Origin of the sequence: Polaribacter sp. ALD11 (assembly GCF_002831685.1) — a bacterium.
In the GTDB taxonomy this organism is placed as follows: domain Bacteria; phylum Bacteroidota; class Bacteroidia; order Flavobacteriales; family Flavobacteriaceae; genus Polaribacter.
Genome location: NZ_CP025119.1, coordinates 2,561,923 through 2,587,559, shown reverse-complemented (window position 1 = coordinate 2,587,559; position 25,637 = coordinate 2,561,923). Strand labels below are relative to the sequence as shown.

Genomic DNA, 25,637 nt, shown 5'->3' with positions numbered 1-25,637 from the left:
ATGGAAATAAAGAAGAATCCGAAATCGAACTTAGAAAATTACAGTAAAATATTTATGCAAATTGGTCTTGTATTGGCACTATTTGTAACGTATGCTGCAATTGAAAAGAAAACTTATGATAAAACTACTAGTGACTTAGCTGTTATTAGTATGAATGCAGATATGGAAGAAGATATTCCAATTACGGAAGTAAAACCACCTGCACAGCCTAAAACACCTCCACCACCAACACCAGAAAAGATTGAAGTTGTTGAAGATGAAAAGGAAGTTGAAGAGACTGTAATAGAATCTACAGAAACAGATGAAACTGAAGCAATAGTAGTTGAAGAAATCGTAGAAATAGCAGAAGCGGAAGAAGTTATAGAGGATGTTAACTTTATGATTATTGAAGATTCACCTGTATTTCCTGGATGTAAAGGAAATAAGAAAGAGTTAAAAAAGTGTTTTAGTGATATGGTGGGAAAACATTTCCAACGAAAATTTGACACAGATTTACCTAATGAATTAGGACTTTCTCCAGGTAAAAAAAGAGTTTTTATTGGTTTTAAAATTGATAAACAAGGGAACATTGTAAATGTTCAAGCTAGAGGGCCACACCCAAAAATTGAACAAGAGGTTATTAAGGTAATGAAGTTATTACCTAAAATGAAACCAGGTAAACAAAGAGGGAAGCCAGTAGGCGTAAGTTTTAATATTCCTTTTACTTTATTAGTAGAATAACAATATTTAATAGTAAAGATATAAAACGTTTAGAATGATTTCTAAGCGTTTTTTTTATGCTTAACAATAGAAGTATTTGTGCTTATAAAACTGTTCTAAATAAAGTTATAATAACTTGCCATAAACACTAAATTAATTCTAACAAATAGCGTTTAAAGTACATACTAAATAGTATTTGTAAAACATAATATTAAGCTTTCTCAGCTAAAACTTCTAAAGTGTTGTATAGCATTTTAAAGTTAGTACATGCTTTTAATTTAATAATGCATATAGTATAAAAGATCCTTTGAAGGTTTCTTTTTAAGAATTAAGCACAAAAAAATCCAAAGTAACTTACTTTGGATTTTTAATAAAATTAATAAATTAACTTTATATATTATTTATTTGTTGCCACTTTAGATTCCGCTTTCCACAAGTTAACACCTTCAATAGAATTGTTATTATAAGTTACTTCTTGTAAAGAACCTTCATTCCAAAAAAACCATTTGCCTGTCTTCTTACCTTCTTTGTAAAATGCTAACTGAGTTTTATTACCTTGTTTGTCAAAACGTGTCCACTTACCAGTTAATTTTTTATTTTTGAAATAACCCTCTGTACTTACAGAACCATCTTCATGGTAATAAGTAGCTTTCACTAGTTCTCCTTCTGCTTCGTATGTAGGTTTTATGTCTTGAGAGTACCCTATTGCTGCTATACAAAAAAGTGCGATTGTAAATATATTTTTCATGATTTGTTTTTTTTATGTTAATACTACTTACACAAATATACATTTAATTTTAACAATTTACAAACATTTAGATAACATTAAATTAACATTGAGGTTTTTTTAAACATTAACTAATTGATTTTACTACATTTACATAATACAAAATTTAAATAAGAAACATATTATGGCAATAATGAAGGTTATAGAAGTATTGGCAAACTCAGAAAAAAGTTGGGAAGACGCTACGAGAAAAGCAGTAATACAAACCTCAAAAACGGTGAAAAATATAAAATCTGTTTTTGTACAATCGCAAAGTGCAGTTGTATTTGGAGATGAAGTGACGGAGTTTAGAGTAAATCTAAAAATTACTTTTGAAGTACACTAATTCAACAAAAAAGATAGTTTTATATACTTAATCTATACCAACAATTATTGCAATAATCTTAACTTTGTGGATCTAAAAATTATAAACAGAATAATGATGGAAGAATATATTGACAAATTGAAGATAATACTGGTAGAATACACTCCAAAAATTTTAATGGCTTTAGCCATGTTAGTTATTGGATTAATAATTATTAAAGTGGTTGTTAATACAACTAAAAAGGTTCTTAGAAAGAGAGGGATTGATGTTACACTTCAAAAATTTCTGGGAAATTTATTAAGTTGGATTTTAAAAATACTGCTATTTATAACTGTAATTGCAAAATTAGGGGTTGAAACGGCTTCTTTTGCAGCAATTTTAGCAGCAGCAGGTTTGGCTGTTGGTTTAGCTTTGCAAGGCTCTTTAGCAAACTTTGCTGGAGGAGTTTTAATTATGATCTTTAAACCGATTAAAATAGGCGATTTTATTGAAGCACAAGGTGCGAGTGGTACCGTTAAAGAAATTGAAATTTTTACAACTAAATTAAACACAACCGACAATAAGGAAATCATAATTCCTAATGGGGCACTTTCTAACGGAAATATAATCAATTATAGCACAGAAGATACGCGTCGTGTAGATTTTACATTTGGTGTTGGTTACGACTCCGATATTAAGAAAACCAAAGATGTTATTTATGGTGTTATAAATGCACACCCATTGGTACTAAAAGAACCTGCTAGTGCTGTAAATATTTCTGAATTAGCAGACAGTTCTATCAACTTTTTTACGCGTGGTTGGGTTAAAAAAGAAGATTATTGGACCGTTAAATTTGATGTTTTAGAACAAACAAAGGAAGCTCTTGATGCAGCAGGAATTGACATTCCATACCCACACAGAGTAAACATCAACAAAAACGAATAAAATTAAAACGTTGGTTTCTTTTTCTTTTCTGGAATAACTACGAAATCTTTTAAATAAAAAGGCTCAAAATAAGCGACATCTTCAATGTCGTTTTTTTTGTACTTAATATAAGATAATACTGCCATTTCTTTTGAAGAAGGAAATTTATCATCAATAAAAACTGCATTTGTATGTGTAATTACTTCTTTACACTTCTGAGAACCATCACCTAAAAAATAAACTTTTCCTTTCTCTAACTCTTCATAAAAAGAAGTTTCATTTATAATTTCTGCTTTAATATCTCTTATTTTTTGGTGATTTTCATCAAAAACCGCAGCATAGACCTCCATTCTTCTTGCATCTAACATGGGTACAATTATGCCTTTATCTATAGAAATTGCGTAAGACAAAGATGTTAATGTATCTATAGAAATTAACGGCTTGTTTAACGCAAAAGAAAGTCCTTTTGCGGCAGAAACACCTATTCTTAACCCCGTATAAGAACCAGGGCCTTTGCTAACGGCTACAGCATCTATTTTGTCAATAGAAATATTGCCTTCTTTTAAAATATTATCAATAAAAGGGTGTAAAACTTCTGCGTGTGAGTAATTACCATTGTTCAGTTCTTTCATTGCAATAATTTTACTATTATTTGCTAGACTTACAGAACAGTTTTTGGTTGAAGTTTCTATGTTTAGTATAATTGCCAATTGCTATCTTTTTTACAAAGATAGCATTTCAGAAAAACAAAAACCTCACAGGTTTAAAAAACATGTGAGGTTGCATTTTAGGTTTTTAATTATACTAAAATACTAATTCTCCAGAATAGAATTGTAATACTTTGGTTTTAAAGACATAGTCGTATTTAGAACGAATCATAGCACCTTCTGCATTTACCAAACGAGTTCTTACTAAATCGAAATCGAACAAGGTCATAGCACCATAATTATATCTTTCTTGTGCATTTTTAAATGCTTCTTTTTGTGCGTCTAAAGATATTTTTGCAGCTTCGAATGCTTTTAAACCTGATTTTACATCTAAAAAAGCTTGCTCTATAGTTTGTTTTAACTGTAATTTCTGACTTTCTAATCTCGTTTCAGAAATTTCTTTATTAATTAAAGATTGCGATACTCTATTCTTAGTTTGAAATCTATTAAAAATTGGAATACTTACATTGAAACCTAATCCATAACCAAGATTATTATCTAACTGTGTAAATAGCGCTGTATTTGACACTCCATCAGGTAAATTTAAGTTAAAACCATAATTTGTTGATAAACCCGCTGATGCAGTAATTGTAGGTAAAAAACTCCCTTTTGCAATAGCAATATTGAAATCAGCATTTTTAATATCTAATTTTGCTCTTGCAATTTCTGGCATATAATCTAAAGACTTTTTAAATACAGAAGAAGAATTTGCATACAGTAAATTAGCAGAAGGTGTTTCCACTTCTATTGAAGCAACATCAAAGTTTTCTGTTGGTTCTTGTAGTAATTGAGCAATGTTTAACAATGCTAAATCCAGAGCATTTTCTTGCAAAATCACATTCTGTAAATCGTTTGCTGCTGTAGATTTAAAATTTAATAGTTCTCCTTTTGCAATTACTCCAGCCTCAAATCTAGCATTAGCAGCCTCAATCTGTTTTTTGCTAATTTCTGCTTGTACTTTTGCTACTCCTAAATTTTCTTTAGCAAAAAGAACGTTTAAATAGGTATTTACTACTCTCAGAGAAATATCATTTTCTATTTGTTTTAAATCATACAAACTAGTTTCAACGCCTAGTTGCGCTTGTTTATAAGTATTTGTATTTCTGAACCCATTAAATACAGTATAACCAGAACTTAAACCAACAGAACCCCCAAAAATACTTGTAGAAATTCTATTATTTGAAACAGGATCAAAACCAGAACCAAAATTTAAATTACCACCAGTGTTACCATTTAAATTAGGTAAAAAATTACCTTTAGCAATTTCCACATTTTTCTTAGCGAGTTCTACACTTAATTTATTCTGTTGAATAGAAATATTTTTTGCTAATGCTTGATCTACAGCTTCTTTTAAAGTCCATTTTTTCTGTGAAAAGGTAGCAATTGAAGTACATAGTGCTACAAATAGGATAAGTTTGGTTTTCAAAATCTTTAATTTTTTATTGTTATAACTAATTTTTCAATAGTTGTACCAAACAAAGAATAAAACCTAAATCACTTAAAATCAATTATTTAAAATATATTTGCTAATCGTTTTGGTTTAAAAACGAACACATTCTATCTAAAATTGAACAATTTTATCTTTTGTTAGTGATAGTAAGACGACTAAAAGTAAAATTTGTTACAGCTTTTTACTCTTATTTGAATTTTAAATTTTAGCTTTCTTGTTATGACGATAGATAGCAAGAAATAGTATACCCACTAAGAGGTAAGGAAAAATCATTAAGTATGTAATTCCATTATTCACGCCTTCTGCCATAGAAACATCACCATTCTCTAAAACGGCTTTACACATGGCACATTGTGCGATGGTAGTTTTTGAGGTAAAAACCAATACTAATAAAAAAGAGGCAATCGTTTTATATTTAAACATAATAAGGAGATATCATTAGATAGACTATAACACCAGTAATAGCAACATAAAGCCACAATGGAAAAGTTTTCTTAGCAATTTTCTTATGCTCTGGAAATTTGCCTAGTTTTGCTTTCATGTAAGTGATTAAAACAAAAGGGATAACCACAACAGACAAAATAATGTGTGTAATTAAAATAAAATAATACACGTATTTTATAACTCCTACTCCGCCAAATGTGGTAGAATCTGAAGTCATGTGATAGGCAATATACATCAACAAAAACAATAGAGAGCAGGCAATTGCTGCTGTATTAAATTGTTCGTGCAACTTTTTGTTTCCTTTTTTTATAGCGATCACTGCCGCAATTAATAAAACTGCAGTTAGACCATTTATAGTTGCGTAAATTGGCGGAAGAAATTTTAACGGTTCTACATCAAAACCTAAACTTCGAAGATTTACACCAAATAAAGCAGCAACAGCCAAAGGAATGATGACTGATAATGCTGTAATTATTTTTTTATATTTTTTTTCTTGAGCTAAATTATTCATTCAACAATATATTAATATCTTCTTTTAATTCTTTTATTTGATCTTCAAAAATTTGTTCTTTAATTGCTCTATAGTACATAATTGGGTTACCATATTCATCTCTTCTAGACCTAATATAACCATCTTTATCTACTAAAGCAAACAAACCAGAATGTTCGAAACCACCATGCTCGTCTTCCCCTTTGCCAACATATAATTTAAACCCTTTGTTAGAAAGTTCATATACAATAGCATCACTTTTTCCTGTTAGAAGGTGCCAGTTTTTATGTGTAATACCATTGTCTTTAGCGTATTTTTTTAAGGTTTCTGGTGTATCTATTTCTGGAGTAATAGAGATTGAAGCAATTCCGAAATTCGGATTTCCAAAAAAATCATCTTGAATGGTCAACATTTTTTCATTCATAATAGGGCAAATAGTTGGGCAAGTAGAAAAGAAAAATTCTACAACATACACTTTACCCTCATACGATTTGTTCGTAATTGTTTTTCCCTCTTGATCTATAAATTCAAAATCTGGTACTTTATTAAACTTCACCAAGTCATTGTCTTTAAAACGCTCTACTACCTTTGGTACTGTGTAAATTCCAAATAATAAAATAATAAATGCAATTCCTATATAAGAGTATTTCTTGTTCATGCTATTTTATATTTTTCTGTCTGCTTTGTTTTCATTTTTCTCTTTAAAAGCAGCGTAGTATTCATAATAAACCACCTTAATATCATCTTTCAGTTTGTTCTTTAACTCTGCAACTGAATTCATATCATAGCCAAAAATGTTTTCTTCATCACCAATTCTACCTCTTAGATTTAAACCTTTATCAATCAAAAAAGCTTTCGAAGAAGATAAATCTGTAAGTGGTTCATCTATAGAAAAACTCGCGTAGAAACTTTCTATATTGTTTTTAGAAGCAGCTAAGAAATGCCAATTCTTCATATCTGTAAATGCACCCAATTCTTTTTTTAATTTTTGTGCATCACTTTCCTTTCCTTTAGGCAAAACAGCTATAATTTGAAACTTTTTATTCTTTGTAAATTCCTTGTAAATCTTTTCATTTAGATTGAATAAACCTGCTTTATTTTTATCTACATCATTTCCTAAGAAACAAATTACAGAAACATGATCTATTAATTTAAACTGATTTGTTTCGTCTATTTCAGAAACATCAATTACATCTTTTGTTATGATGGGTAATTTTGTAAAATTATTAGTTCCGGTAGAAAGCAACAAAAAACAGATTAGCGGAAAAATAAATAACAAAAACAGGACAACTCTTTTCTTTGTAAAAAACTTCATAAGCGACTCTTAAAATGTGTTATTTAATTAATTTTTGCTGTATAAAAAAAGGTGGTTAAAACCACCTTTCTACTATTTTATATTACCATTTTACTAGTGGTGATAGTGTGTCGTATATGTAGCCTCCTTCAATTAATAATAAGGTTATTAAATAGGTTATTAAAAAGACTGCCGTCCAAATAATAGAACGTCTAAACCATTTTTTTTCTCCCTCTAAGTGCATAAAAACCCATGCAATACCGTAAGCTTTCGCTAGGGTTAAGATGATAAAAATCCAATTTAACCAACTTGTTCCTGGTCCATGTAGGTGTAAGGCTTCTGGTTTAATAATACCTAAATAAACTTCTACTAATGTTATAACAGAAAGAATACCAAAAACTATCCAAATTCTTTTTGTGTTTGATTCGTGTGCGTGTGCCATCTCTATCTATTTTATTTATTATACTAAGTAGAAAAAGGTAAATACAAATACCCAAACTAAATCTACAAAGTGCCAATATAAACCAACCTTTTCTACCATTTCATAATGTCCTCTTCTTTCGTAAGTACCTAAGATTACATTAAAGAAGATGATGATATTAATTATAATTCCAGACAATACGTGAAAACCGTGAAAACCTGTAATAAAGAAAAAGAAATCTGCAAAAATTGTATTACCATACTCGTTTGCTCTTAGATTTGCTCCTTCAACAACCATTTTAGTTTTAGCTAATTGAAGTGAACCTTCTTCTCTAGAGAGAATTGTTTTTTGTTTTTTTTCTAAATCGATTAGTTCTGTTCTTACTTGAATTGTAGGGTTTGCATTGTAAGCATTTATAACTTGTGCTACAGAATAGGTAGCAACTGTTTCTCCACTTTGAAACCACAATCCGTTTTTTCTAGAATGCTCTTCTATTGCATCTGTTTTAGGCCCCGTAACAAAGTCTGCCAAGGCAATCTGTTTTCCATCTTTTACAAATTGCAACACTTTACCTTCTGTTGTTTTTACAGCACCATAAGAACCTTTAATAAAAGTATTCCATTCCCAAGCTTGTGAGCCCACAAAAATAATACCTCCAATAATAGTAGCAAACATATACCAAGCTACTTTATTTTTTTTCATTTGATGCCCAGCGTCTACCGCTAATACCATTGTTACCGATGAAAATATTAAGATAAACGTCATTATAGCAACGTAAATCATAGGAAAATCTCCATGTACAAAAGGAACGTGCGTAAAAACCTCATCTGCAATTGGCCAAGAATCAATAAACTTGAAACGAGTTAAACCATAGGCTGCTAAAAATCCGGTAAAAGTTAATGCATCTGATAAGATGAAGAACCACATCATCATTTTACCATAGCTAGCACCAAATGGTCTAGCATTTCCACCATCCCAGGTTTCTTTTTTGTCAGTTGGTACAGCAATATTTGCTTCCATAAATGTTTTCTATTAATTATATGTTAAAAATAGTTTTGCAAAAATAATCTTTTTTCATCACCTAATAAAATAGAAAAAGAAAAATAGATAAATCCATAGTATATCTACAAAATGCCAAAAGATTGCACCGAGTTCAAACCCCAGCAAATCATTTGGTTTATACTTATATTTAAAATGATTATAAATAACAACTAAAAGCACAATTACACCAGCCAAAAGGTGTAAAACATGCATTAAAGTAATACCAATAATAAACGATGTTGATACTGTACTACCTTTACCGGTAAAATATAAACCAAGTCTTTTAAGCTCATTAAAGCCTTCGTACTGTTGCCAAATAAAACCGATTCCTAACAATAAAGTTACTACTACTAATATCAGTGATAATTGTCTTTTATCTTGTTTTAAAAAGCGTTGAGACAGCATTAGTGTAATACTGCTAGATATAATTAAAAAAGTTCCTATGTAAAAAGCATCAGGTAAATCAAAAGTTACCCAATCATCTCTTTTCATACTAATTACATACGCACTTGTTAAACCTGCAAAAAACATTACCATACTTATCATAGAAACCCATAACATAGGTTTTGCAGATTTTCTTTTAGCAACTGTTAATTCTTGTTGTAACGTTTGTTCTACCATCTTCCTTATTTAATGTAAAAATTTATCTACTACATATATAATTTGTACAACTGTTATGTACAAAACACTAGACAGCATTAATTTTCTTGCGTCTATATTTTCCTCACTTTTATAAAGTTTTATTCCATAATATAACATTACAACTCCTAATAAAGCTATAATTACAGCAGTTATAGGATAAATATAAAAAGAACCTGAGACTCTTAAAACAGGTGCTATCGATACTAAAATCATAACTAGCGTATAAAAAATAATCTGTTTTATGGCACCTCTATCTTTAGTTCCCATTGGCAACATATTAAAACCTGCCTTTTTATATTCTTCAAACTGCAGCCAACCAATTGCCCAAAAGTGAGGAAATTGCCAAAAAAACTGAATCATAAATAAAAAACCTGCTTCGATACCAAAATTATTTGTTGCCGCAACCCAACCTAGCATAAAAGGTATTGCTCCAGGAATTGCCCCTACAAAAACAGTTAAAGGCGTCACGGCTTTTAACGGCGTATATACACAAGTGTATAGAAATATTGAAATTGCGCCAAATAACGCAGATTTAGGATTAATGCTATATAATATTGAAAGACCTAGAATAGTAAATAAAATTGCAGTTGTTAGCGCTACGTTTACAGACATTCTACCAGTTGGCAAAGGTCTGTTCTGCGTACGCTTCATAATAGCATCTGTATCTTTTTCTATAATTTGATTAAATGCGTTTGAAGCACCAACCATAAAGAAACCTCCAAGGGCTAAGAGAAAAAGTGTAAAATAATTAACAGTTTCTATTGCTAAAAGATAACCAGCAACAGAAGAAAATACAACACTTAAAGACAAACCAACTTTGGTTAGTTGTTTAAAGTCTGAAATAATAGTTTTCATAAATGTTTTCTTGTCTGAAATAACTGCTGTATTCATATCACCACAATTAGCTTGCAAAGATATTTGATAAATATGAATTTACCATAGTTTTTAAAGCTTTTGATGTTAAATAAATAAAAAAAACCCACTCAATAAATTGAGTGGGAAAATTGCTATGAAAAAGAAAAAGTGTGGTTCTTCAGAAGAACCACACTGCAAATATACGCTTTATTTCAATATAAATTTCACAGAAATCTTAAAGAAATCTTAAATTTTAAAAATCTAAGTACCAATTGAATAAATCTGCTCTAATTCCTGCAGAAAACCAAACCGTATTTCCTTCTGATAAAATTTCGGTAGCAGCTTTGGGTGAAAATTTTCGATAGGTAAAGCTTGCAAAAATATTTAAATTATTGGCTGGGTTAAGTAAATAGCTACCTTGTAAATCTGCAATAAACAGATTTGCTGTGTTTCCTTGTGCCAATTCATTGCCTGTGTCTCCAAATCTATCTTCATAAGATTGATATATATTTCCACCATAGCTTATTGCTTCATCTTCAAAATCAAACCCTTTTTTACCTAATGTTAATTTACCACTAAAAGACCATCTGTCTTTTTTATAACGAGCTATTGCAATTGCTTCATAAAAGTTTGCACCCCATAAGTGACCCATTGGTTGACTGTAGTTACCATAATTTAAAATTGGCGATTTATGAGCAAACGTATATGGTCTGGCATAATTGTATTCAAATTGAAGAAATAAATCATCAACATTAAAAGCATCAAAATATTTTGCACCTAACTGGTATGCAAACTTATTTTGCCATTTACCAAGGTCGTTTAAATTTCCGACAGAAAATTCGTCTATAATAAATTGAGAATAGAGAGAGATATTATTATTTAACTTGTATTTACCCGTTAAACCAATAATAGCATTACCAGAATCTTCACCTCTATTAAATTCTACAGATCTATAAAAAATAACGGGATTTAAAAATCCTGCATCAAAACCATTTTCTCCCGTAGAAATAGCTGTTTCAAAGAAACCTATATTTAATTTTTTAGTTAAATTTAGACTTAAATAGTGTGCTGCTATATATTTTCTTGCATGTTCATTTGGGTTAGATACTGAAGACATTGATGGTTCTGTATTCCACATCCAAACATTGGTGTATTGAAATTTCCAGAAATCTACCTTCATCTTTAAGTATGTTGTTGGTGCAGAAACATCAGATAGAATAAAAGATCGATACCCGTCTCCAATAAAACTTCTACCATTACCAAACTGAAATTGCATAAATTTATTTGGCTGAAATGCTAAATATCCTTCAGCAACAGGATAATCAAAAGCATCCTCCTTAAATCCTTTTGCTTTTCCTCTTCCAGGAACTAATCCTTCAGAGTTTTTTGGTCTTGTTAGTAATGAAGTATTTGAAATATAACTATTTATGTAACCGGCAAATCTTGCTTGACTTTCATAAACTGTAGCAGAATATGAAATTTTATCTCCTAAACCTCCATTTACTGTTAAAATTCGTGAATTATTATAAGTATAAGAAACATCGGAGTTGTCTTTCCCTGCCTGAACATCCAATAAAAAATCTAACGTAAACCAAAAATCTTTCTTTTTTACTTGTAATAAATGCTCATTCCAAATTTTATTTCCAACCCAAGATTTAATTTCGGGTTTTAAGAATTTCTTCTTTTGGTCTGTTAGGTTTAGATACTTATTAATCTCACTATAAATATATGGTTTAGAAGCTGTATGCGTTCCATTCGCTTTGTGTAATGCAAATTCATAATCTACATATTTTTGATGCGTAAAAGGTATATTTAACTGACTAGTGTGCTCTAAAAACACAGAATCTGCAATTCTACTTTTTTCTACAATTACAAATAAATCTTCTTTTGGTTCTAAAGGTTTTTCTGCAGATAGATTCACTTCTATATATTTTACAACAGGAAACTTAATAGGAAGCTCGAATTGCATCTCTATATCTCTATTATTATATTTTGCAGGAACAATCTTCGGAAAAATCTTAAATGCTCTCTCTACTTCCTTCTTAATTTCTTCATAAGGTGTATTTACATAGATTATCTTAAATTCTCCTTCTTTAGTAACTACAAACAATACATTTGCACTTCCTTTATAATGCTCATTTTCTACAATTGGAGGTGTTTTAAATTCTGCAAAAAAATGTTTTTTTGTTGTTGATAGAAAACAATCTTCAATAGAAGAGATTTCTGAACCCTTACAACCATCGTAAACAGGAAATCTTTCTGATTGCGCATTGAATATTGATGGAAATAATAAAACTAGAAATAGGTATTTTTTAATCATTCTATAATTTTATAACAGCATTATTTTTTAATTGATATTCTTGTTGGCTCTCCTTACATATTGCAAAACCATTTTCATTAAACTCTAAACGATGCCCATATTCGCTAACCCAACCTATTTGCTTTGAAGGATTACCAACAACCAGAGCAAAAGGTAAAATTTCTTTAGTAACAACTGCTCCAGCACCAACAAAAGCATATTCTCCTATATTATTACCACAAACAATAGTTGCATTTGCACCAATACTTGCACCTTTTTTAACAATAGTTTCTAAATATTCATTTTGCCTTTTAATAGCACTTCTTGGGTTGATAACATTTGTAAAAACCATTGATGGTCCTAAAAAAACATCGTCTTCACAAATAACACCTGTATAAATAGAAACATTATTCTGCACTTTAACATTTTTACCTAAAATAACTTTTGGAGAAACCACTACATTCTGACCAATATTACAGCCATCACCAATAATACAACTAGGCATAATATGACTAAAATGCCATATTTTTGTACCTTTACCAATAATACAACCTGCATCTATAACGGCTGTTTCGTGTGCAAAAAAATCTTTCAAAATTAGTAACCTTTGTTTGTGTTGTGTTCTTTATTTATTATTTCTTTTGATGATGATGTACCAATTCGATCTACACCTAAAGCAATCATTTTTATTGCCATTTCATAATCTCTTACACCGCCTGCTGCTTTAATTTTTAATGGTTTTGCATTTTTAGAAATTATTTTCATTTTTTCTAAAGTAGCTCCATTGGGGATACTCTCTTCCGTTTTATAAAAACCTGTAGATGATTTTACAAATACATTTTTTGCATTTTCTTCTCCGAAATTATCTAATACAACTTGTTTTATAAGTCGTGAAATTACAATTATTTCTTCATTTGATAATGCAGCAATTTCTATAATGAATTTTGCGACTTTATTATTTGTTAGACAAATTGAAATGCAATTGATTACTTCCTTTTTTATTAAATGGAGATTACCTTCTTTAAAGGCTTTGTAATTTACAACGAAATCTAATTCATCTGCCCCTAAAAGGATTGCCTTTTGTGCTTCTTCTAGTTTTTTTTCTAGAGATGCATTTCCTTCAGGAAAATCGATTACAGTTCCAACTAATACTGTCGATTTTGCCTCTTGTAAAAGTTTTTTTACTATCGAAATGTAATTTGAGCGAATCATAACCAACTTATAATTGTAAACAATTGCCTCTTCTACAAGTTGCATTACTTTATCTAAATTTCTTTGCTCAGAAACACCTGCTTGCGCTGCTGTTTTTAAATAAGTGGCATCTAAAAATTGATTAATTTTCATAAAGCAAAAGTAACATAATCTAAATTACAAGTATCAAAAAACCCAACCATTTGGTTGAGTTTCAATTTTTACTCTACACTAAAAGAAATTGGTAGTGTGTACCTTACTCTTACTGTTCTATTTTGTTGTTTACCTGGTGTAAATTTAGGGAGTTTATTAATAAGTCTTTGAGTTTCATTTTCTAACTGTTTATGTGGTGCTCTAATTTTAATATCTACCACATTTCCTTTTTCATCAATTAAAAACTGTGTCTGTATTTTATGTATTCCTGAATGTAAACCCAATTCATTCGCTAAACCTGCATCAAAATTACGTTGTACAAATTGTTTCATTTTTTTATCAAAACAAAGTTTGTTTTCCTTTTTAGACAAACCTTCACAACCTTTAAAAACAGGTGCCTCTTCAATATTTATAAAAGGAACATCTTCTATTATTGGCTCATCATTAGGAATATCTACTTCAATAATATCATCCGAATTTACAATAACAGGCACTTCTTTTGGAATGTCAATAATAGTTTCCGGAACATCATTATCTACTTTCTTTATTTCATCTGGAATAAAAATTTGAGGTTGCTGAGCTTGAGGTTTTACTGTCACCTTAACTTCTTTTACAAATTCTAAAATGCGATCGGGTTCGATGTATACAATATCTGAACTTCGATCACCAATAACTGCTACCGTTTTTTCTTCAGTTTTATGTTCTAAAGAAATGTAAACTACAAAAAGTACTAAGACAAGTCCTAACTGGGTAAAAATGTTAGAGAACTTTTCTAATTGTTTGGTTGGTATTTTTTTTAAGTTTTTCATAATTAGAAATTTTATATGTTAATACTTTGTTAAAACAAAGAGCATGCCATAAAAAAACAGCATCAAATTTCTTTGATGCTGTCTGTATAGTTCTAAATGAAAATAGTTGTTATTCTAAATGTTTTGCTGCGACTTTTTCTAATTCATCATACCAATTTTGCCCAAATTTCCTAATCAAACCCTGCTTAACAAACTTGTAAACTGGTACTTGCAACTCCTTTCCTAAAGAACAAGCGTCGTCACAAATTTCCCACTTGTGGTAATTTACAGCAGAAAACTCACTATAATCTTTTACTCTTATTGGATATAAATGACAAGAAACTGGTTTTTTCCAATCAATAGCACCAGAATTATAAGCCTCTTCAATACCACAAAGTGCTGTTTTTTTCTCATCGAAAATTACATATGCACAATCTGCATCATTAATTAGAGGAGTTTCTAACTCTCCCCATTCATTTGTAACCCAAGCACCTTGTTTTTCTATCTCTTCGATTCCTTCTTTTCGTAAAAAAGGTTTTACTTTCGGATAGATTTCTTCTAAAATTTTGATTTCCTCTTTTTCTAAAGGCGCACCTGCATCACCATCTACACAGCAAGCACCGCCACAAGCAGAAAGGTTACACACAAAATCTTTTTCGATAATATCTTCTGAAACTATTGTTTTTCCTAGTTGAAACATATTGCAAAAATAAGGTAAATATTTTCTTTAACTTTACACTTTGATAAAGTTAGTTGACTAATTTTGCAAAATAAAAAAAAACGATCATGGATTTTAATTTTAAAGAAATTGTTACTGCCTTTATGGTATTGTTTGCTGTAATAGATATTATTGGAAACATACCTATTATTATAGATCTGCGTAAAAAAGCAGGTCATATTCAATCTGAAAAAGCATCTTTAATTGCAGGTGTTATTATGATACTTTTTCTGTTTTTAGGACAAAGTTTATTAAGCTTAATAGGTATTGATGTAAATTCTTTTGCCGTTGCAGGTTCCTTTATTCTGTTTTTTATCGCTTTAGAGATGATCTTAGGTATTACTCTTTATAAAGATAATGATGGTGATATTAATGCTATTACAGCTTCTGTTTTTCCTTTAGCCTTTCCATTAATAGCAGGCCCAGGAAGTTTAACAACGTTACTTTCTTTACGTGCAGAATTTCATATAGAAAATATAATTACCGCAGTTTTATTAAACGTACTTTTAATTTATGTTGTATTAAAAACTTCATCTAAAATAGAGCGCATAATTGGTCCTAACGGAATTCAAATTATTCGAAAAGTTTTTGGAGTTATTTTATTAGCCATTTCAGTAAAACTTTTTGCTCAAAATATTAAAGCTTTATTTATTTAATATGAATTTCGATGCATTAATTATAGGTGGTGGCGTTTCTGGTTTACAGTGTGCTTTGGTTTTGGGTTCAGCAAAAAATAAACCTTTTGCCATTAATAAAAAAGTGGGAATTGTAATGCACCAAAGAACATCTCATTTACAAAATGCGTTGTTTAATAATGTCTTAGGTCTTTCTCCAAAAACATTAGGAGCAAGTATTTTAAATGAAGGAAAAGAGCAGTTATCAACATTATATCCTAATGTTTTGCAAATAGAAGATGAAAAAGTGCTTTCTGTTGATTCTTTTAAAGAAGGGTATAAAGTAGTTACAAATAAAAATACCTACAGCTCTAAAGTTGTAATTATTGCTTTAAACTATTCAAAACCTTTTACTATTGAAGGTTTGGATCGTTTTATTGAGCCTCATAAAAAAGCGAATCCAGAAAAAGATAGAGTTCAACTTAAAAACACAGATCACTTTATTAAGAAAGGTTTGTATTGTTGTGGTACAATTGCCGGTTGCAGAAGTCAGTTTGCAATTGCCGCAGGTAGTGGAGCTGCTGTTGCTACAGATATTTTAACACTCTGGAACAATGGGAATCACGTTAAAATTCATGATAAAATATAACTAAAAAAATCCAGCTAAATAGCTGGATTTTTTTTTTATTTGAAACAAAAAACAATTACTCTACAGTAACAGATTTTGCTAAATTTCTTGGTTGATCTACATTTTTACCTAACATTACCGCAATGTGATATGATAATAATTGAAACGGAATTGTAGTTAACAAAGGTGTTAAAGCCTCTTCAGTTTCAGGAATTTCAATTACATGATCTGCAATTTCTTTTACCTGTGTATCACCTTCTGTAACTATTGCTATAATCTTACCCGCTCTAGATTTAATCTCTTGAATGTTACTTACTACTTTTTCGTAGTGTCCTTTATTTGTTGCTATAACAAAAATAGGCATGTTTTCATCAATTAAAGCAATTGGGCCGTGTTTCATTTCTGCTGCAGGATACCCTTCGGCATGAATATAAGAAATTTCTTTTAATTTTAAAGCTCCTTCCAATGCAACTGGAAAGTTAAAACCTCTTCCTAAATATAAACAGTTTTTTGCATCTTTATAAACAGCTGCAATTTCTTTAACTTTTTCATCAATTTTTAATAGTGCTTCTATTTTTGCCGGAATTAATTGCATTTTCTGCAAATACATTCTAAAAGCAGAATCAGATAGTGTTCCTTTTGCTTTTGCTAACTTTAATGAAATTAAAGTTAGCACAGTAATTTGAGTTGTAAATGCTTTTGTTGATGCAACTCCTATTTCTGGACCTGCATGTGTATAAGCACCTGCATGTGTTTCTCTAGCGATAGAAGAACCAACAACATTACATACACCAAAAACAAATGCTCCTTTAGACTTTGCTAATTTAATAGCTGCTAAAGTATCTGCAGTTTCACCCGATTGAGAAATGGCTATTACCACATCTTTCGGTGTTATAATTGGATTTCTATATCTAAACTCTGATGCATACTCTACTTCTACAGGAATTCTAGCCATATCCTCTAAAAGATATTCTCCAACCAAACCTGCATGCCATGATGTACCACAAGCAATAATTATTATTCTTTCGGCATTTAAAAACTTATTAATGTTATCATCTACACCAGACATTTTAATTATGCCTTCGTCTGCTAACATTCTACCTCTATAAGTATCTATAATTGCTTTTGGTTGTTCATGAATTTCTTTCAACATAAAATGGTCATAACCACCTTTTTCTATCTGCTCTAAATTCATCATTAACTTCTGAATATTAGCATCAACTATAGAATCGTCATTTATTTTACGAACTTTAACGCCTTTTCCTAGCTTTATAATCGCCATTTCTTCATCTTCTAGATAAATGGCATCTTTTGTATATTCAATAAAAGGCGATGCATCTGAAGCAACAAAAAACTCAGTATTATCTTTACCAACACCAATTGCAATAGGGCTACCTAAACGTGCTACAACAATTTCATTAGGCTTCGTTTTATCAAATACTGCAATTGCATAAGCTCCAATTACATTCTTTAAAGCTAATTGCACTGCTTTACCTAGCTTACAACCTTCTTGTCTTTTTACTTCTTCAATTAAATTTATAAGAACTTCTGTATCTGTATCACTATGAAAGGAATACCCTCTAGAAATTAACTCTTTCCTTAAAGTGTCATAGTTTTCTATGATCCCGTTATGAACTATTACTAAGTCTCCAGATTGAGAGAAGTGTGGATGAGAATTAACATCGTTTGGCACACCATGTGTTGCCCAACGTGTGTGACCCATTCCTATGTTTCCTTTTTTTCTTTTCTCCTCTTTATTTGTGATAACTTCTAGGTCAGCTACTTTTCCTTTAGTCTTGGTAAGCTGTATTTTTTTTCCATCATACATCATTATCCCAGCACTATCGTACCCTCTATATTCAAGTCTTTTAAGCCCGTTTATTACAATAGGATATGCATCTCTAAAGCCTATATAACCAGTAATTCCACACATAGCAATTATTTTTTTTTTGTTAATTCTTTTTCTTAGTATATGATAATTTTAATCTTGCTTTTTTAGTTCCATCCTCATCGAACAAAACAACAGCTCTAGGATTCCAGTTATATTGAAATACATTTCTATTTAGTGCCCCAGTAAGTATTGCATTATCTGTAGTATTATAAACCTTTAAGGCTAGTGGAGAAAAATCTTTAGATGACCCATCCATTAAATCAGAAATATAATCTGTTATCTTAAAACTATAACTTTGGGGAACATTATCATTAGATACTAAATTTCCATTAAAACTAACAGCTTCTTCATAAGAATCAGTTAAATGTGTTGGTATTAGAACACCGTTTCCATTGTCTTTATTTTGATAAACATACAATCTTTGTGGTAAAACAGCTGAATTTGTACTTAAAGTATTATTAACACCAAAAGTTAAATCTGCATCATTTATTAGAAATCCGAATTCGTTATTACTTGTATTTCTAATTGCAGCTAATTCTTCTAGATCAATATAATTATTATTATCTAAATCTTTATCACCATAAGTAAGAAGAAAAGGGTCATCTGCTTCTAAACTTAATAAATTAACTCCTAAAACTTTAATTTCGGCAGATAAACCAGTAGTTCCCTGAACAACAAAACTATTTGCAGGTGTAGAAGCAGCACTTTCTGTTTTATAAATAGTGTTTTTTATTCCTCCTAAAGGAAAAGAATATGCAGCTTTAATAACGGTATCTACCGCCATATCTTTTAAAACTGTTTTAGAGTATAAAAAATCTACTGATACTTGTGAATTTGAAAGGTTGAATGGAATCAATGCTCCGTCAACTCCTTTTGCTTTAACAATAATTCCTCTAAAATATTTCTGAAACTCTTCTGAAGAAGAGAACTCTGTATCATTAAATTTATTCCAAAACGATGTTTTCATCTCTTCTAAGTTTAACGGAATAGCTAGAAAAGGAGTGGCTACTTGAGATGTGTTTAACACTTTTAAAGTATCTTTAACTGTGGTAGTACTATTTACATCTACACTTCTATCAATTCTATCAAAACGAAAAATAGTATCGGTAGCTCGCGGTTTAAAAGAAAAACCAGCTTCTGACAACATTTTTGTTTCTTGATAATCAAAATTAGACAAATAAGAATTTTGTTTTGATGGGTCAGATGGATTCAAAACATTTAAAAAAGTTGGATTTCGATACACATCAATAGCTGTTAATGCTGAAGTGTTTCCTAAAATTGAATCTAACCTATAAGTTGTTATTCCATTAGTATTTTTACCTAATGAAACAGCTGTATAAGGAATTTTTAAAACAACTTTATCTAAATTGTAAATGGTATCTCTGTCAACAACGTCTTCACTATTTTTTAAACTACTAGGAAGCCCTAATTGAGAAACAAAACCAGCTTCTAAATTTTTAGCATTTGCGTTTTTGTAAATACCCAACCAATAATCTACCTGAGGAATGCTATTATCTTGCAACCTAGGTAAACCGATGTTGTCTGCAGCAATATTATCTATATTTATAGTGCTTATTTCTAAGTCTAACACAACTTCTCCTGTAGAGAATTTTGTATTACTTACTACACCACTTTTAATATCTGTAAAATCCTCTTCACAAGAGATAGTAACAGATGAAACCAACACTAAGGCGCTTAAATAAGCACTTTTTCTAAAAATATTTTTCACTCTAAAATAATTAAGTTGCTGAAACTATATCAGCATAAAAATTTAAATAACTTTCTTTAAAATTCTCCTCTTGATATCCTAAGACGGGAATGTTTTTTTCTTCAATAAAAGCAGACAATTCATCAGAAATATCTTCACTACCATGAATAATCGCATCAGAATTTTCTATGGCACTTTTTAATATGTTAGTATGATTAGGTGTATTAAGTATTGCTATTTTTTTGTTTTCATTTAAATCGAACTTTACTTTTTCTGCAAGGCTCTCATCTAACGTTCCTTCAAAAGGATTATTATAAATAGATGTTATAATCTTACTTTCTGTAAACAAAGGCTCTTCTTTATAGAATTCTTTTAAATAAAGAGGCAACAAAGAAGCCATCCAACCATGCACATGAATAATATCTGGTGCCCAATTTAGTTTCTTTACAGTTTCTACAACCCCTTTTGCAAAGAAAATTGCGCGCTCATCGTTATCTTCAAACAACTCGTCATCTTCATCTGTAAAAACGGCTTTTCTCTTAAAGTATTCTTCATTGTCTATAAAATAAACCTGCATTCTTTCTTTTGGTATCGAAGCAACCTTTATTATCAATGGCATGTCCATATCATTAACAACTAAGTTCATTCCAGAAAGACGAATAACCTCATGTAACTGATGCCTTCTTTCATTAATAACACCATATCTTGGCATAAAAATTCTGGTTTGTACCCCTTTAGAATGTGCATTTTTCGCAGCATTAAATGCCGTTAACGATAGTTCTGTTTCCGGTAAGTATGGTACCACTTCAGACGAAACAAATAAAATTCTCTTGTCCTTCATTAAATCAAACTCTTTTATGAGATTGCCAAAAGTACGAATTATTATGCTAATATCGTGTTAAATTGGTAAGTTTGCACACTTTAGCAACATTTTTACAATGAAGATATTTAACAACAAAAAAGACCTAAAAGACTGTCTTTTAGAATATAAAAGGAATAAAAAAACCATTGGTTTCGTACCAACTATGGGGGCTCTACATGAAGGTCATTTATCTTTAATTGAAAAAGCAGCCCAAAAAAATGAGATTGTTGTGGTAAGTATCTTTGTAAATCCCACACAATTTGATAATGTAGAGGATTTAAAAAAATACCCAAAAACGATAGAAAATGACATCAAGTTACTAACATCTGTTTCTTGTGATATTTTATTTTCTCCTTCAGTAGAAGAAATTTACTCAGCAAATATTATTTCAGAAAAATTCGATTTTGATGGTTTAGAGCATCAAATGGAAGGGAAGTTTAGAGATGGTCATTTTGATGGTGTTGGTACTGTGGTGAAAACACTTTTTGAAATTGTTGAACCAAATAAAGCATATTTCGGACAAAAAGATTTTCAACAATTGCAAATCATCAAAAAAATGGTAGAGAAACATCATTTAAAAGTAAAAATTAAAGGTTGTCCTATTTATAGAGAAGAAGATGGCTTAGCTATGAGTTCTAGAAATACAAGATTATCTACAGAGCATAGAGAGATTGCACCTTTTATTCATAAAACACTTAGAAAGGTTCAAAAGAAATTTAGCACAAAAAGTATTTCTGAAATTAACAAATGGTTAGAAAATCAATTTAAAAAACAACCTTTATTAAAATTAGAATATTTTACCATTGCTGATGAAAAAACATTAAAAACAGCAAAAAACAAAGAATCTAATAAACAATACAGAGCTTTTATTGCCGTTTTTGCAGGAGAAATTAGATTAATAGATAACATCCGTTTAAAAAATTAATAATTAAAAAATTACTATTTTTGCCATATGTTAGTACAAGTTGTAAAATCTAAAATCCACCGTGTAAAAGTTACAGGTGCAGATTTAAATTATATAGGAAGCATAACCATAGATGAAGATTTAATGGATGCAGCCAACATTATAGAAGGAGAACGTGTTCAAATTGTGAATAACAATAATGGCGAACGTTTAGAAACATACGCAATTCCTGGCCCAAGAGGAAGTGGAGAAATCACCTTAAATGGCGCTGCCGCCAGAAAAGTTGCAAAAGGAGATGTTTTAATTTTAATTGTCTACGGATTTTTAGAATTAGAAGAAGCAAAGAAGTTTAAACCAGCATTGGTTTTTCCTAACGAAAAAGATAACACACTTACATAATTTGGATATTAAAAAGATCTTAAAAGTTATATTACCACTCGCTTTGGGTGGTTTTTTAGTTTGGTACTCGCTATCAGATATTTCTATAGAAACGTTAGGCACGTATTTTAAAGAAGCCAATTATAGTTGGATTTTACTAGGGCTTTTCTTCGGAATCTTAAGCCATCTTTCTAGAGCATATAGATGGAAGTTTATGCTAGAACCTTTAGGTTTTAAACCTAAATTTGTAAATAGTGTTTTAGCCGTTTTAGTAGGTTATTTAGTGAATTTAGCATTACCAAGAGCAGGGGAAATTTCTAGAGCTACAGTAATGGCAAACTATGAGAAGATTCCTTTTGAAAAAGGATTTGGAACCATTGTAGCAGAAAGAATTGCAGATTTAATAATGATGCTTACCATTGTTGCAATTACTCTTTTTGTGCAGTTCGATTTTATTTATGAATTACTAACAAAAAACTTCGATCCTATAAAAATCGGAATTGGTTTAGCAATTTTAATCATCGGATTTTACATTTTCACTTCTTTTGTAAAAAAAGCAAAATCAGGGTTTTTATTAAAAATTAAAACCTTTGTTTCTGGTTTAATAGAAGGAGTAACAAGCATCTTCAAAATGAAAAATAAATGGGCTTTTATTTTTCATACCGTTTTTATTTGGGCAATGTATGTAGCTATGTTTTGGGCAACAATTCCTGCAATTGAAGGTTTAAATGTTCCTTTTGGTGGTATTTTAATCGGTTTTATTGCTGGTGGATTCTCTATTGCTGCAACAAATGGCGGCATTGGCTTATACCCTTTAGCAGTAGCTGGCGCCTTAGCTTTGTTTGATATTCCTACAGAGCCCGCAACTGCATTTGGTTGGATTATGTGGACCGCACAAACTGCAATGATTGTTGTTTTTGGTGGTTTAGCTTTTCTGTTTCTTCCTATCTACAACAAGAATAAGTGATTTTTGGGCGTTCCCTAAAAAGGTCGCGCTTTACGTTATATCTTTTTTTGAGATTGTCATTATCAAGAAATTTTTTCACTTTCTATGGCAATCTTCATTCTAAAAAGAGATTGCTTCGTGCCTCGCAATGACGAATCTCCATAAAAAAGGATGCCACTTCAATCGCTAACGTAAATACTTGCTAACTTTTAGAAAAATTGCAACATAAAATACTTCAAATTTTAATACTTTTCAAAGTCCTTCTAAACTACCTAAATAATTAGCGTAAATTTGTGAAAATCGTGTCTAAAAAATAAAAATGGCTAAAACAAAAACAACCTTTTTCTGTCAAAATTGTGGTACTCAACATGCAAAATGGGTTGGGCAATGTGGTGCTTGTAAAGAATGGAATACCATTGTAGAAGAAGTAATTCAAAAAGAAGAAAAACGCGTTTGGAAACAATCTACAACCGCAAAACAGACTGTAAATAAGCCTTTAAAAATTGCAGACATTGTTTTAAATCCAGAAGAAAGAATTGTAACTAATAACAACGAATTAGACACGGTTTTAGGTGGCGGATTGGTAAAGGGATCTGTAACACTTTTAGGCGGAGAACCAGGTATTGGAAAATCGACTTTATTATTACAAGTCGCTTTAAACATTCGTCAGAAAGTACTGTATGTTTCTGGTGAAGAAAGTCAGTCTCAAATAAAAATGAGAGCAGAAAGGTTAGATGCAAAAAGCTCTAACTGTTTAATTTTAACAGAAACCAACACGCAACAAATCTTCAAAAACATTGAAGAAACAATGCCAGAAGTTTTAGTGATAGACTCTATACAAACATTACACACAAGCTCTATAGAAGCCTCTCCTGGTAGCATTTCTCAAATTAGAGAAACTGCTGCAGAATTGATAAAATATGCCAAAGAAACGGCAACTCCAGTTTTATTAATTGGGCATATAAATAAAGATGGAAATATTGCTGGACCAAAAATCTTAGAACACATGGTAGATGTTGTTTTACAATTTGAAGGCGACAGAAATCATACCTATAGAATTTTAAGAAGTCAAAAAAACAGGTTTGGTTCTACCTCAGAATTAGGTATTTATGAAATGCTTTCTAACGGATTAAGAGAAATATCAAATCCGTCTGAGATTCTAATTTCAAAGAAAGATGCAGATTTAAGCGGAACCGCAATTGCATCAACCCTAGAAGGAATTAGACCTTTAATGATCGAAATACAAGCGTTGGTTTCTACTGCTGTTTACGGTACACCACAACGCTCTACAACGGGTTATAATTTAAAAAGGCTAAACATGATTTTAGCTGTTCTAGAGAAAAGAGCAGGTTTTAAATTAGGTGCAAAAGATGTCTTTTTAAATATTACCGGAGGAATAAATGTAGATGATCCTGCAATAGATTTGGCGGTTGTTGCTGCAATATTATCATCAAATCAAGATGTTGCCATAAACCCAAATGTTTGTTTTGCTGCAGAAGTTGGTTTGGCAGGAGAAATTAGACCGGTTTCTAAAATAGATCAACGAATATTGGAAGCAGAAAAACTAGGCTATAAAACACTTGTTGCATCAAAATACAATAAAATAACTTCTAAAAACCACGGAATAAGATTGGTTTTAGTGGGTAAAATTGAAGAGGCTTTTGCTACTTTGTTTGCTTAATTTAACCTTTTAAGTTTTGCTTCTCATAATAAATCTAATGTTAAAAAAAAAGCGAGAAATTTAATAATTTCTCGCTAACAATTTTAAGTATGAATATTTAAAATACTATGATTTAATATTTAAATCACAATGAATTTTCCATTCATAACTGCATAATGCCCAGGAAAACTACAAATAAATCTATAAGTTCCTGCTGCTGGTGCATCAAATTCGATTGTTGTTACTTCACCTCCACCAATTAATTTGGTATGTACAATAACGTCTTCTGTATCTTCTGGTATATATTCATTTGAAGAAGCACTTGCTGCCTTATTCCCAAATGAGGACATACTGACACCTTTTTTAAGCAAAACAAAATTATGCCCCATCACTTTTTTATCCATTTTACCAGTATGTTTAAAAGTGATTTTTACTTTTTTTCCTCCTTCAACCTTTAATATTTCTTTGCTAAATTTCATAGCATCATTAGAGGATAAATCTATGTCATTGGACGCCTCAATATCGCTGTACAAATCAACTTTAGGTTTTATTTCTTTTGGAGTTTCTGTTCTCTTGTTATTATTTGGTGCTTGCTTTTTTTCCCCTTTTCCTCCACAACTTATTATGGTAAATAAAAAGATGAATAAAACTGATAATTTGAATGTTTTCATATTTTATGTTTTATATTAAAATTTCAATACAAAATTAACAATAATGTCTTAAATAAAATAAACTATAGCCATAAAATTTAATTAATACCATCAAACTGTATTTCTGAAGAATGTATATCTGTTTAAAGAATTTTATTATTAAATTTAAACTAAAAAAACCGAACATTTCTGCTCGGTTTCTATCAATTT

At 30.5% G+C, this 25,637-nt stretch carries 29 protein-coding genes; 9 read left to right on the top strand and 20 right to left on the bottom strand.

Annotation, left to right across the window (positions count from 1 at the left end; all coding sequences use genetic code 11):
- The gene (locus CW731_RS11535; protein WP_100946872.1) at positions 1-720 is read left to right on the top strand and encodes an energy transducer TonB; all 720 of its coding nucleotides are present in this window, start codon (positions 1-3) and stop codon (positions 718-720) included.
- Between the two features lie 376 nt (positions 721-1,096).
- Here CW731_RS11535 and CW731_RS11530 read toward each other — a convergent pair whose 3' ends face one another.
- On the bottom strand, positions 1,097-1,447 hold the full coding sequence (locus CW731_RS11530; protein WP_100946871.1) for a toxin-antitoxin system YwqK family antitoxin: 351 nt from the start codon (positions 1,445-1,447) through the stop codon (positions 1,097-1,099).
- Positions 1,448-1,610: 163 nt separating this feature from the next.
- Between CW731_RS11530 and CW731_RS11525 the strand changes: the two genes are divergently transcribed.
- On the top strand, positions 1,611-1,811 hold the full coding sequence (locus CW731_RS11525) for a dodecin family protein (protein WP_100946870.1): 201 nt from the start codon (positions 1,611-1,613) through the stop codon (positions 1,809-1,811).
- 96 nt (positions 1,812-1,907) lie between these two features.
- Complete coding sequence (locus CW731_RS11520; protein WP_100946869.1) at positions 1,908-2,714, top strand: mechanosensitive ion channel family protein; 807 nt, start codon at positions 1,908-1,910, stop codon at positions 2,712-2,714.
- A gap of 2 nt (positions 2,715-2,716) precedes the next feature.
- On the opposite strand, the gene tsaB is transcribed toward CW731_RS11520, so the two are convergent.
- The 15 genes from tsaB to CW731_RS11445 form a co-directional block, all read right to left on the bottom strand.
- A complete protein-coding gene (tsaB, locus tag CW731_RS11515; protein WP_100946868.1) occupies positions 2,717-3,403 on the bottom strand; it encodes a tRNA (adenosine(37)-N6)-threonylcarbamoyltransferase complex dimerization subunit type 1 TsaB in 687 nt (228 codons plus the stop codon).
- A gap of 94 nt (positions 3,404-3,497) precedes the next feature.
- Positions 3,498-4,826 carry a TolC family protein gene (locus CW731_RS11510; RefSeq protein WP_100946867.1) on the bottom strand — a complete coding sequence of 443 codons (1,329 nt, stop codon included), beginning with the start codon at positions 4,824-4,826 and terminating at the stop codon, positions 3,498-3,500.
- A gap of 222 nt (positions 4,827-5,048) precedes the next feature.
- On the bottom strand, positions 5,049-5,273 hold the full coding sequence (locus tag CW731_RS11505) for a hypothetical protein (protein ID WP_100946866.1): 225 nt from the start codon (positions 5,271-5,273) through the stop codon (positions 5,049-5,051).
- A complete protein-coding gene (locus CW731_RS11500; protein WP_100946865.1) occupies positions 5,266-5,805 on the bottom strand; it encodes a DUF420 domain-containing protein in 540 nt (179 codons plus the stop codon). The genes CW731_RS11505 and CW731_RS11500 overlap by 8 nt, the downstream gene beginning before the upstream one ends.
- The gene (locus CW731_RS11495) at positions 5,798-6,442 is read right to left on the bottom strand and encodes an SCO family protein (protein ID WP_100946864.1); all 645 of its coding nucleotides are present in this window, start codon (positions 6,440-6,442) and stop codon (positions 5,798-5,800) included. Before CW731_RS11495 ends, CW731_RS11500 begins: the two co-directional genes overlap by 8 nt.
- A 6-nt stretch (positions 6,443-6,448) precedes the next feature.
- Positions 6,449-7,099: a hypothetical protein gene (locus tag CW731_RS11490; protein ID WP_100946863.1), complete on the bottom strand. Its 651-nt coding sequence runs from the start codon at positions 7,097-7,099 to the stop codon at positions 6,449-6,451.
- 82 nt (positions 7,100-7,181) lie between these two features.
- Entirely contained in the window at positions 7,182-7,520 is a 339-nt protein-coding gene (locus CW731_RS11485; protein ID WP_100946862.1) for a cytochrome C oxidase subunit IV family protein, read from the bottom strand.
- A gap of 18 nt (positions 7,521-7,538) precedes the next feature.
- Positions 7,539-8,519 carry a cytochrome c oxidase subunit 3 gene (locus CW731_RS11480; RefSeq protein WP_100946861.1) on the bottom strand — a complete coding sequence of 327 codons (981 nt, stop codon included), beginning with the start codon at positions 8,517-8,519 and terminating at the stop codon, positions 7,539-7,541.
- A 57-nt stretch (positions 8,520-8,576) separates the two neighbouring features.
- Positions 8,577-9,161 carry a cytochrome c oxidase subunit 3 gene (locus CW731_RS11475; RefSeq protein WP_100946860.1) on the bottom strand — a complete coding sequence of 195 codons (585 nt, stop codon included), beginning with the start codon at positions 9,159-9,161 and terminating at the stop codon, positions 8,577-8,579.
- A 9-nt stretch (positions 9,162-9,170) separates the two neighbouring features.
- A complete protein-coding gene (cyoE, locus tag CW731_RS11470) occupies positions 9,171-10,073 on the bottom strand; it encodes a heme o synthase (protein ID WP_100946859.1) in 903 nt (300 codons plus the stop codon).
- A gap of 217 nt (positions 10,074-10,290) precedes the next feature.
- Positions 10,291-12,357 carry a gliding motility protein RemB gene (locus CW731_RS11465; protein WP_100946858.1) on the bottom strand — a complete coding sequence of 689 codons (2,067 nt, stop codon included), beginning with the start codon at positions 12,355-12,357 and terminating at the stop codon, positions 10,291-10,293.
- Between the two features lies 1 nt (position 12,358).
- Positions 12,359-12,931 carry an acyltransferase gene (locus CW731_RS11460; RefSeq protein ID WP_100946857.1) on the bottom strand — a complete coding sequence of 191 codons (573 nt, stop codon included), beginning with the start codon at positions 12,929-12,931 and terminating at the stop codon, positions 12,359-12,361.
- 2 nt (positions 12,932-12,933) lie between these two features.
- On the bottom strand, positions 12,934-13,680 hold the full coding sequence (deoC, locus tag CW731_RS11455; RefSeq protein WP_100946856.1) for a deoxyribose-phosphate aldolase: 747 nt from the start codon (positions 13,678-13,680) through the stop codon (positions 12,934-12,936).
- A gap of 68 nt (positions 13,681-13,748) precedes the next feature.
- A complete protein-coding gene (locus CW731_RS11450) occupies positions 13,749-14,489 on the bottom strand; it encodes an energy transducer TonB (RefSeq protein ID WP_100946855.1) in 741 nt (246 codons plus the stop codon).
- 109 nt (positions 14,490-14,598) lie between these two features.
- Positions 14,599-15,168, bottom strand: a complete 570-nt coding sequence (locus tag CW731_RS11445; RefSeq protein ID WP_100946854.1) for a DUF3109 family protein — start codon at positions 15,166-15,168, stop codon at positions 14,599-14,601.
- A gap of 86 nt (positions 15,169-15,254) precedes the next feature.
- On the opposite strand from CW731_RS11445, the gene CW731_RS11440 reads away from it, so the two are divergent.
- Both CW731_RS11440 and CW731_RS11435 read left to right on the top strand, forming a co-directional pair.
- Positions 15,255-15,842: a MarC family protein gene (locus CW731_RS11440; RefSeq protein ID WP_100946853.1), complete on the top strand. Its 588-nt coding sequence runs from the start codon at positions 15,255-15,257 to the stop codon at positions 15,840-15,842.
- A 1-nt stretch (position 15,843) separates the two neighbouring features.
- Positions 15,844-16,449: an FAD-dependent oxidoreductase gene (locus tag CW731_RS11435; protein WP_100946852.1), complete on the top strand. Its 606-nt coding sequence runs from the start codon at positions 15,844-15,846 to the stop codon at positions 16,447-16,449.
- A 55-nt stretch (positions 16,450-16,504) separates the two neighbouring features.
- On the opposite strand, the gene glmS is transcribed toward CW731_RS11435, so the two are convergent.
- Genes glmS through CW731_RS11420 form a run of 3 tightly spaced genes read right to left on the bottom strand, consistent with a single transcriptional unit; the run spans position 16,505 to position 20,868 of the window.
- Positions 16,505-18,361 carry a glutamine--fructose-6-phosphate transaminase (isomerizing) gene (glmS, locus tag CW731_RS11430; protein ID WP_100946851.1) on the bottom strand — a complete coding sequence of 619 codons (1,857 nt, stop codon included), beginning with the start codon at positions 18,359-18,361 and terminating at the stop codon, positions 16,505-16,507.
- A 19-nt stretch (positions 18,362-18,380) separates the two neighbouring features.
- Complete coding sequence (locus CW731_RS11425) at positions 18,381-20,048, bottom strand: DUF4270 family protein (RefSeq protein WP_100946850.1); 1,668 nt, start codon at positions 20,046-20,048, stop codon at positions 18,381-18,383.
- A 10-nt stretch (positions 20,049-20,058) separates the two neighbouring features.
- Positions 20,059-20,868: a glycogen/starch synthase gene (locus CW731_RS11420; protein WP_100946849.1), complete on the bottom strand. Its 810-nt coding sequence runs from the start codon at positions 20,866-20,868 to the stop codon at positions 20,059-20,061.
- A gap of 97 nt (positions 20,869-20,965) precedes the next feature.
- On the opposite strand from CW731_RS11420, the gene panC reads away from it, so the two are divergent.
- The 4 genes from panC to radA all read left to right on the top strand — a co-directional run bounded on the left by panC (position 20,966) and on the right by radA (position 24,798).
- Complete coding sequence (panC, locus tag CW731_RS11415) at positions 20,966-21,814, top strand: pantoate--beta-alanine ligase (protein ID WP_100946848.1); 849 nt, start codon at positions 20,966-20,968, stop codon at positions 21,812-21,814.
- A 27-nt stretch (positions 21,815-21,841) separates the two neighbouring features.
- Positions 21,842-22,192: an aspartate 1-decarboxylase gene (gene panD, locus CW731_RS11410; RefSeq protein ID WP_100946847.1), complete on the top strand. Its 351-nt coding sequence runs from the start codon at positions 21,842-21,844 to the stop codon at positions 22,190-22,192.
- A gap of 1 nt (position 22,193) precedes the next feature.
- Positions 22,194-23,138 (top strand): lysylphosphatidylglycerol synthase transmembrane domain-containing protein, encoded by a 945-nt coding sequence (locus CW731_RS11405; RefSeq protein ID WP_100946846.1) that lies wholly within the window; start codon positions 22,194-22,196, stop codon positions 23,136-23,138.
- Positions 23,139-23,436: 298 nt separating this feature from the next.
- Positions 23,437-24,798, top strand: coding sequence for a DNA repair protein RadA (gene radA / locus CW731_RS11400; RefSeq protein ID WP_100946845.1), 1,362 nt, complete (start codon positions 23,437-23,439; stop codon positions 24,796-24,798).
- Between the two features lie 119 nt (positions 24,799-24,917).
- Here the strand turns inward: radA and azu are convergent, their stop codons facing one another.
- Positions 24,918-25,448 carry an azurin gene (gene azu, locus CW731_RS11395; protein ID WP_100946844.1) on the bottom strand — a complete coding sequence of 177 codons (531 nt, stop codon included), beginning with the start codon at positions 25,446-25,448 and terminating at the stop codon, positions 24,918-24,920.
- Positions 25,449-25,637 lie beyond the last annotated feature (189 nt).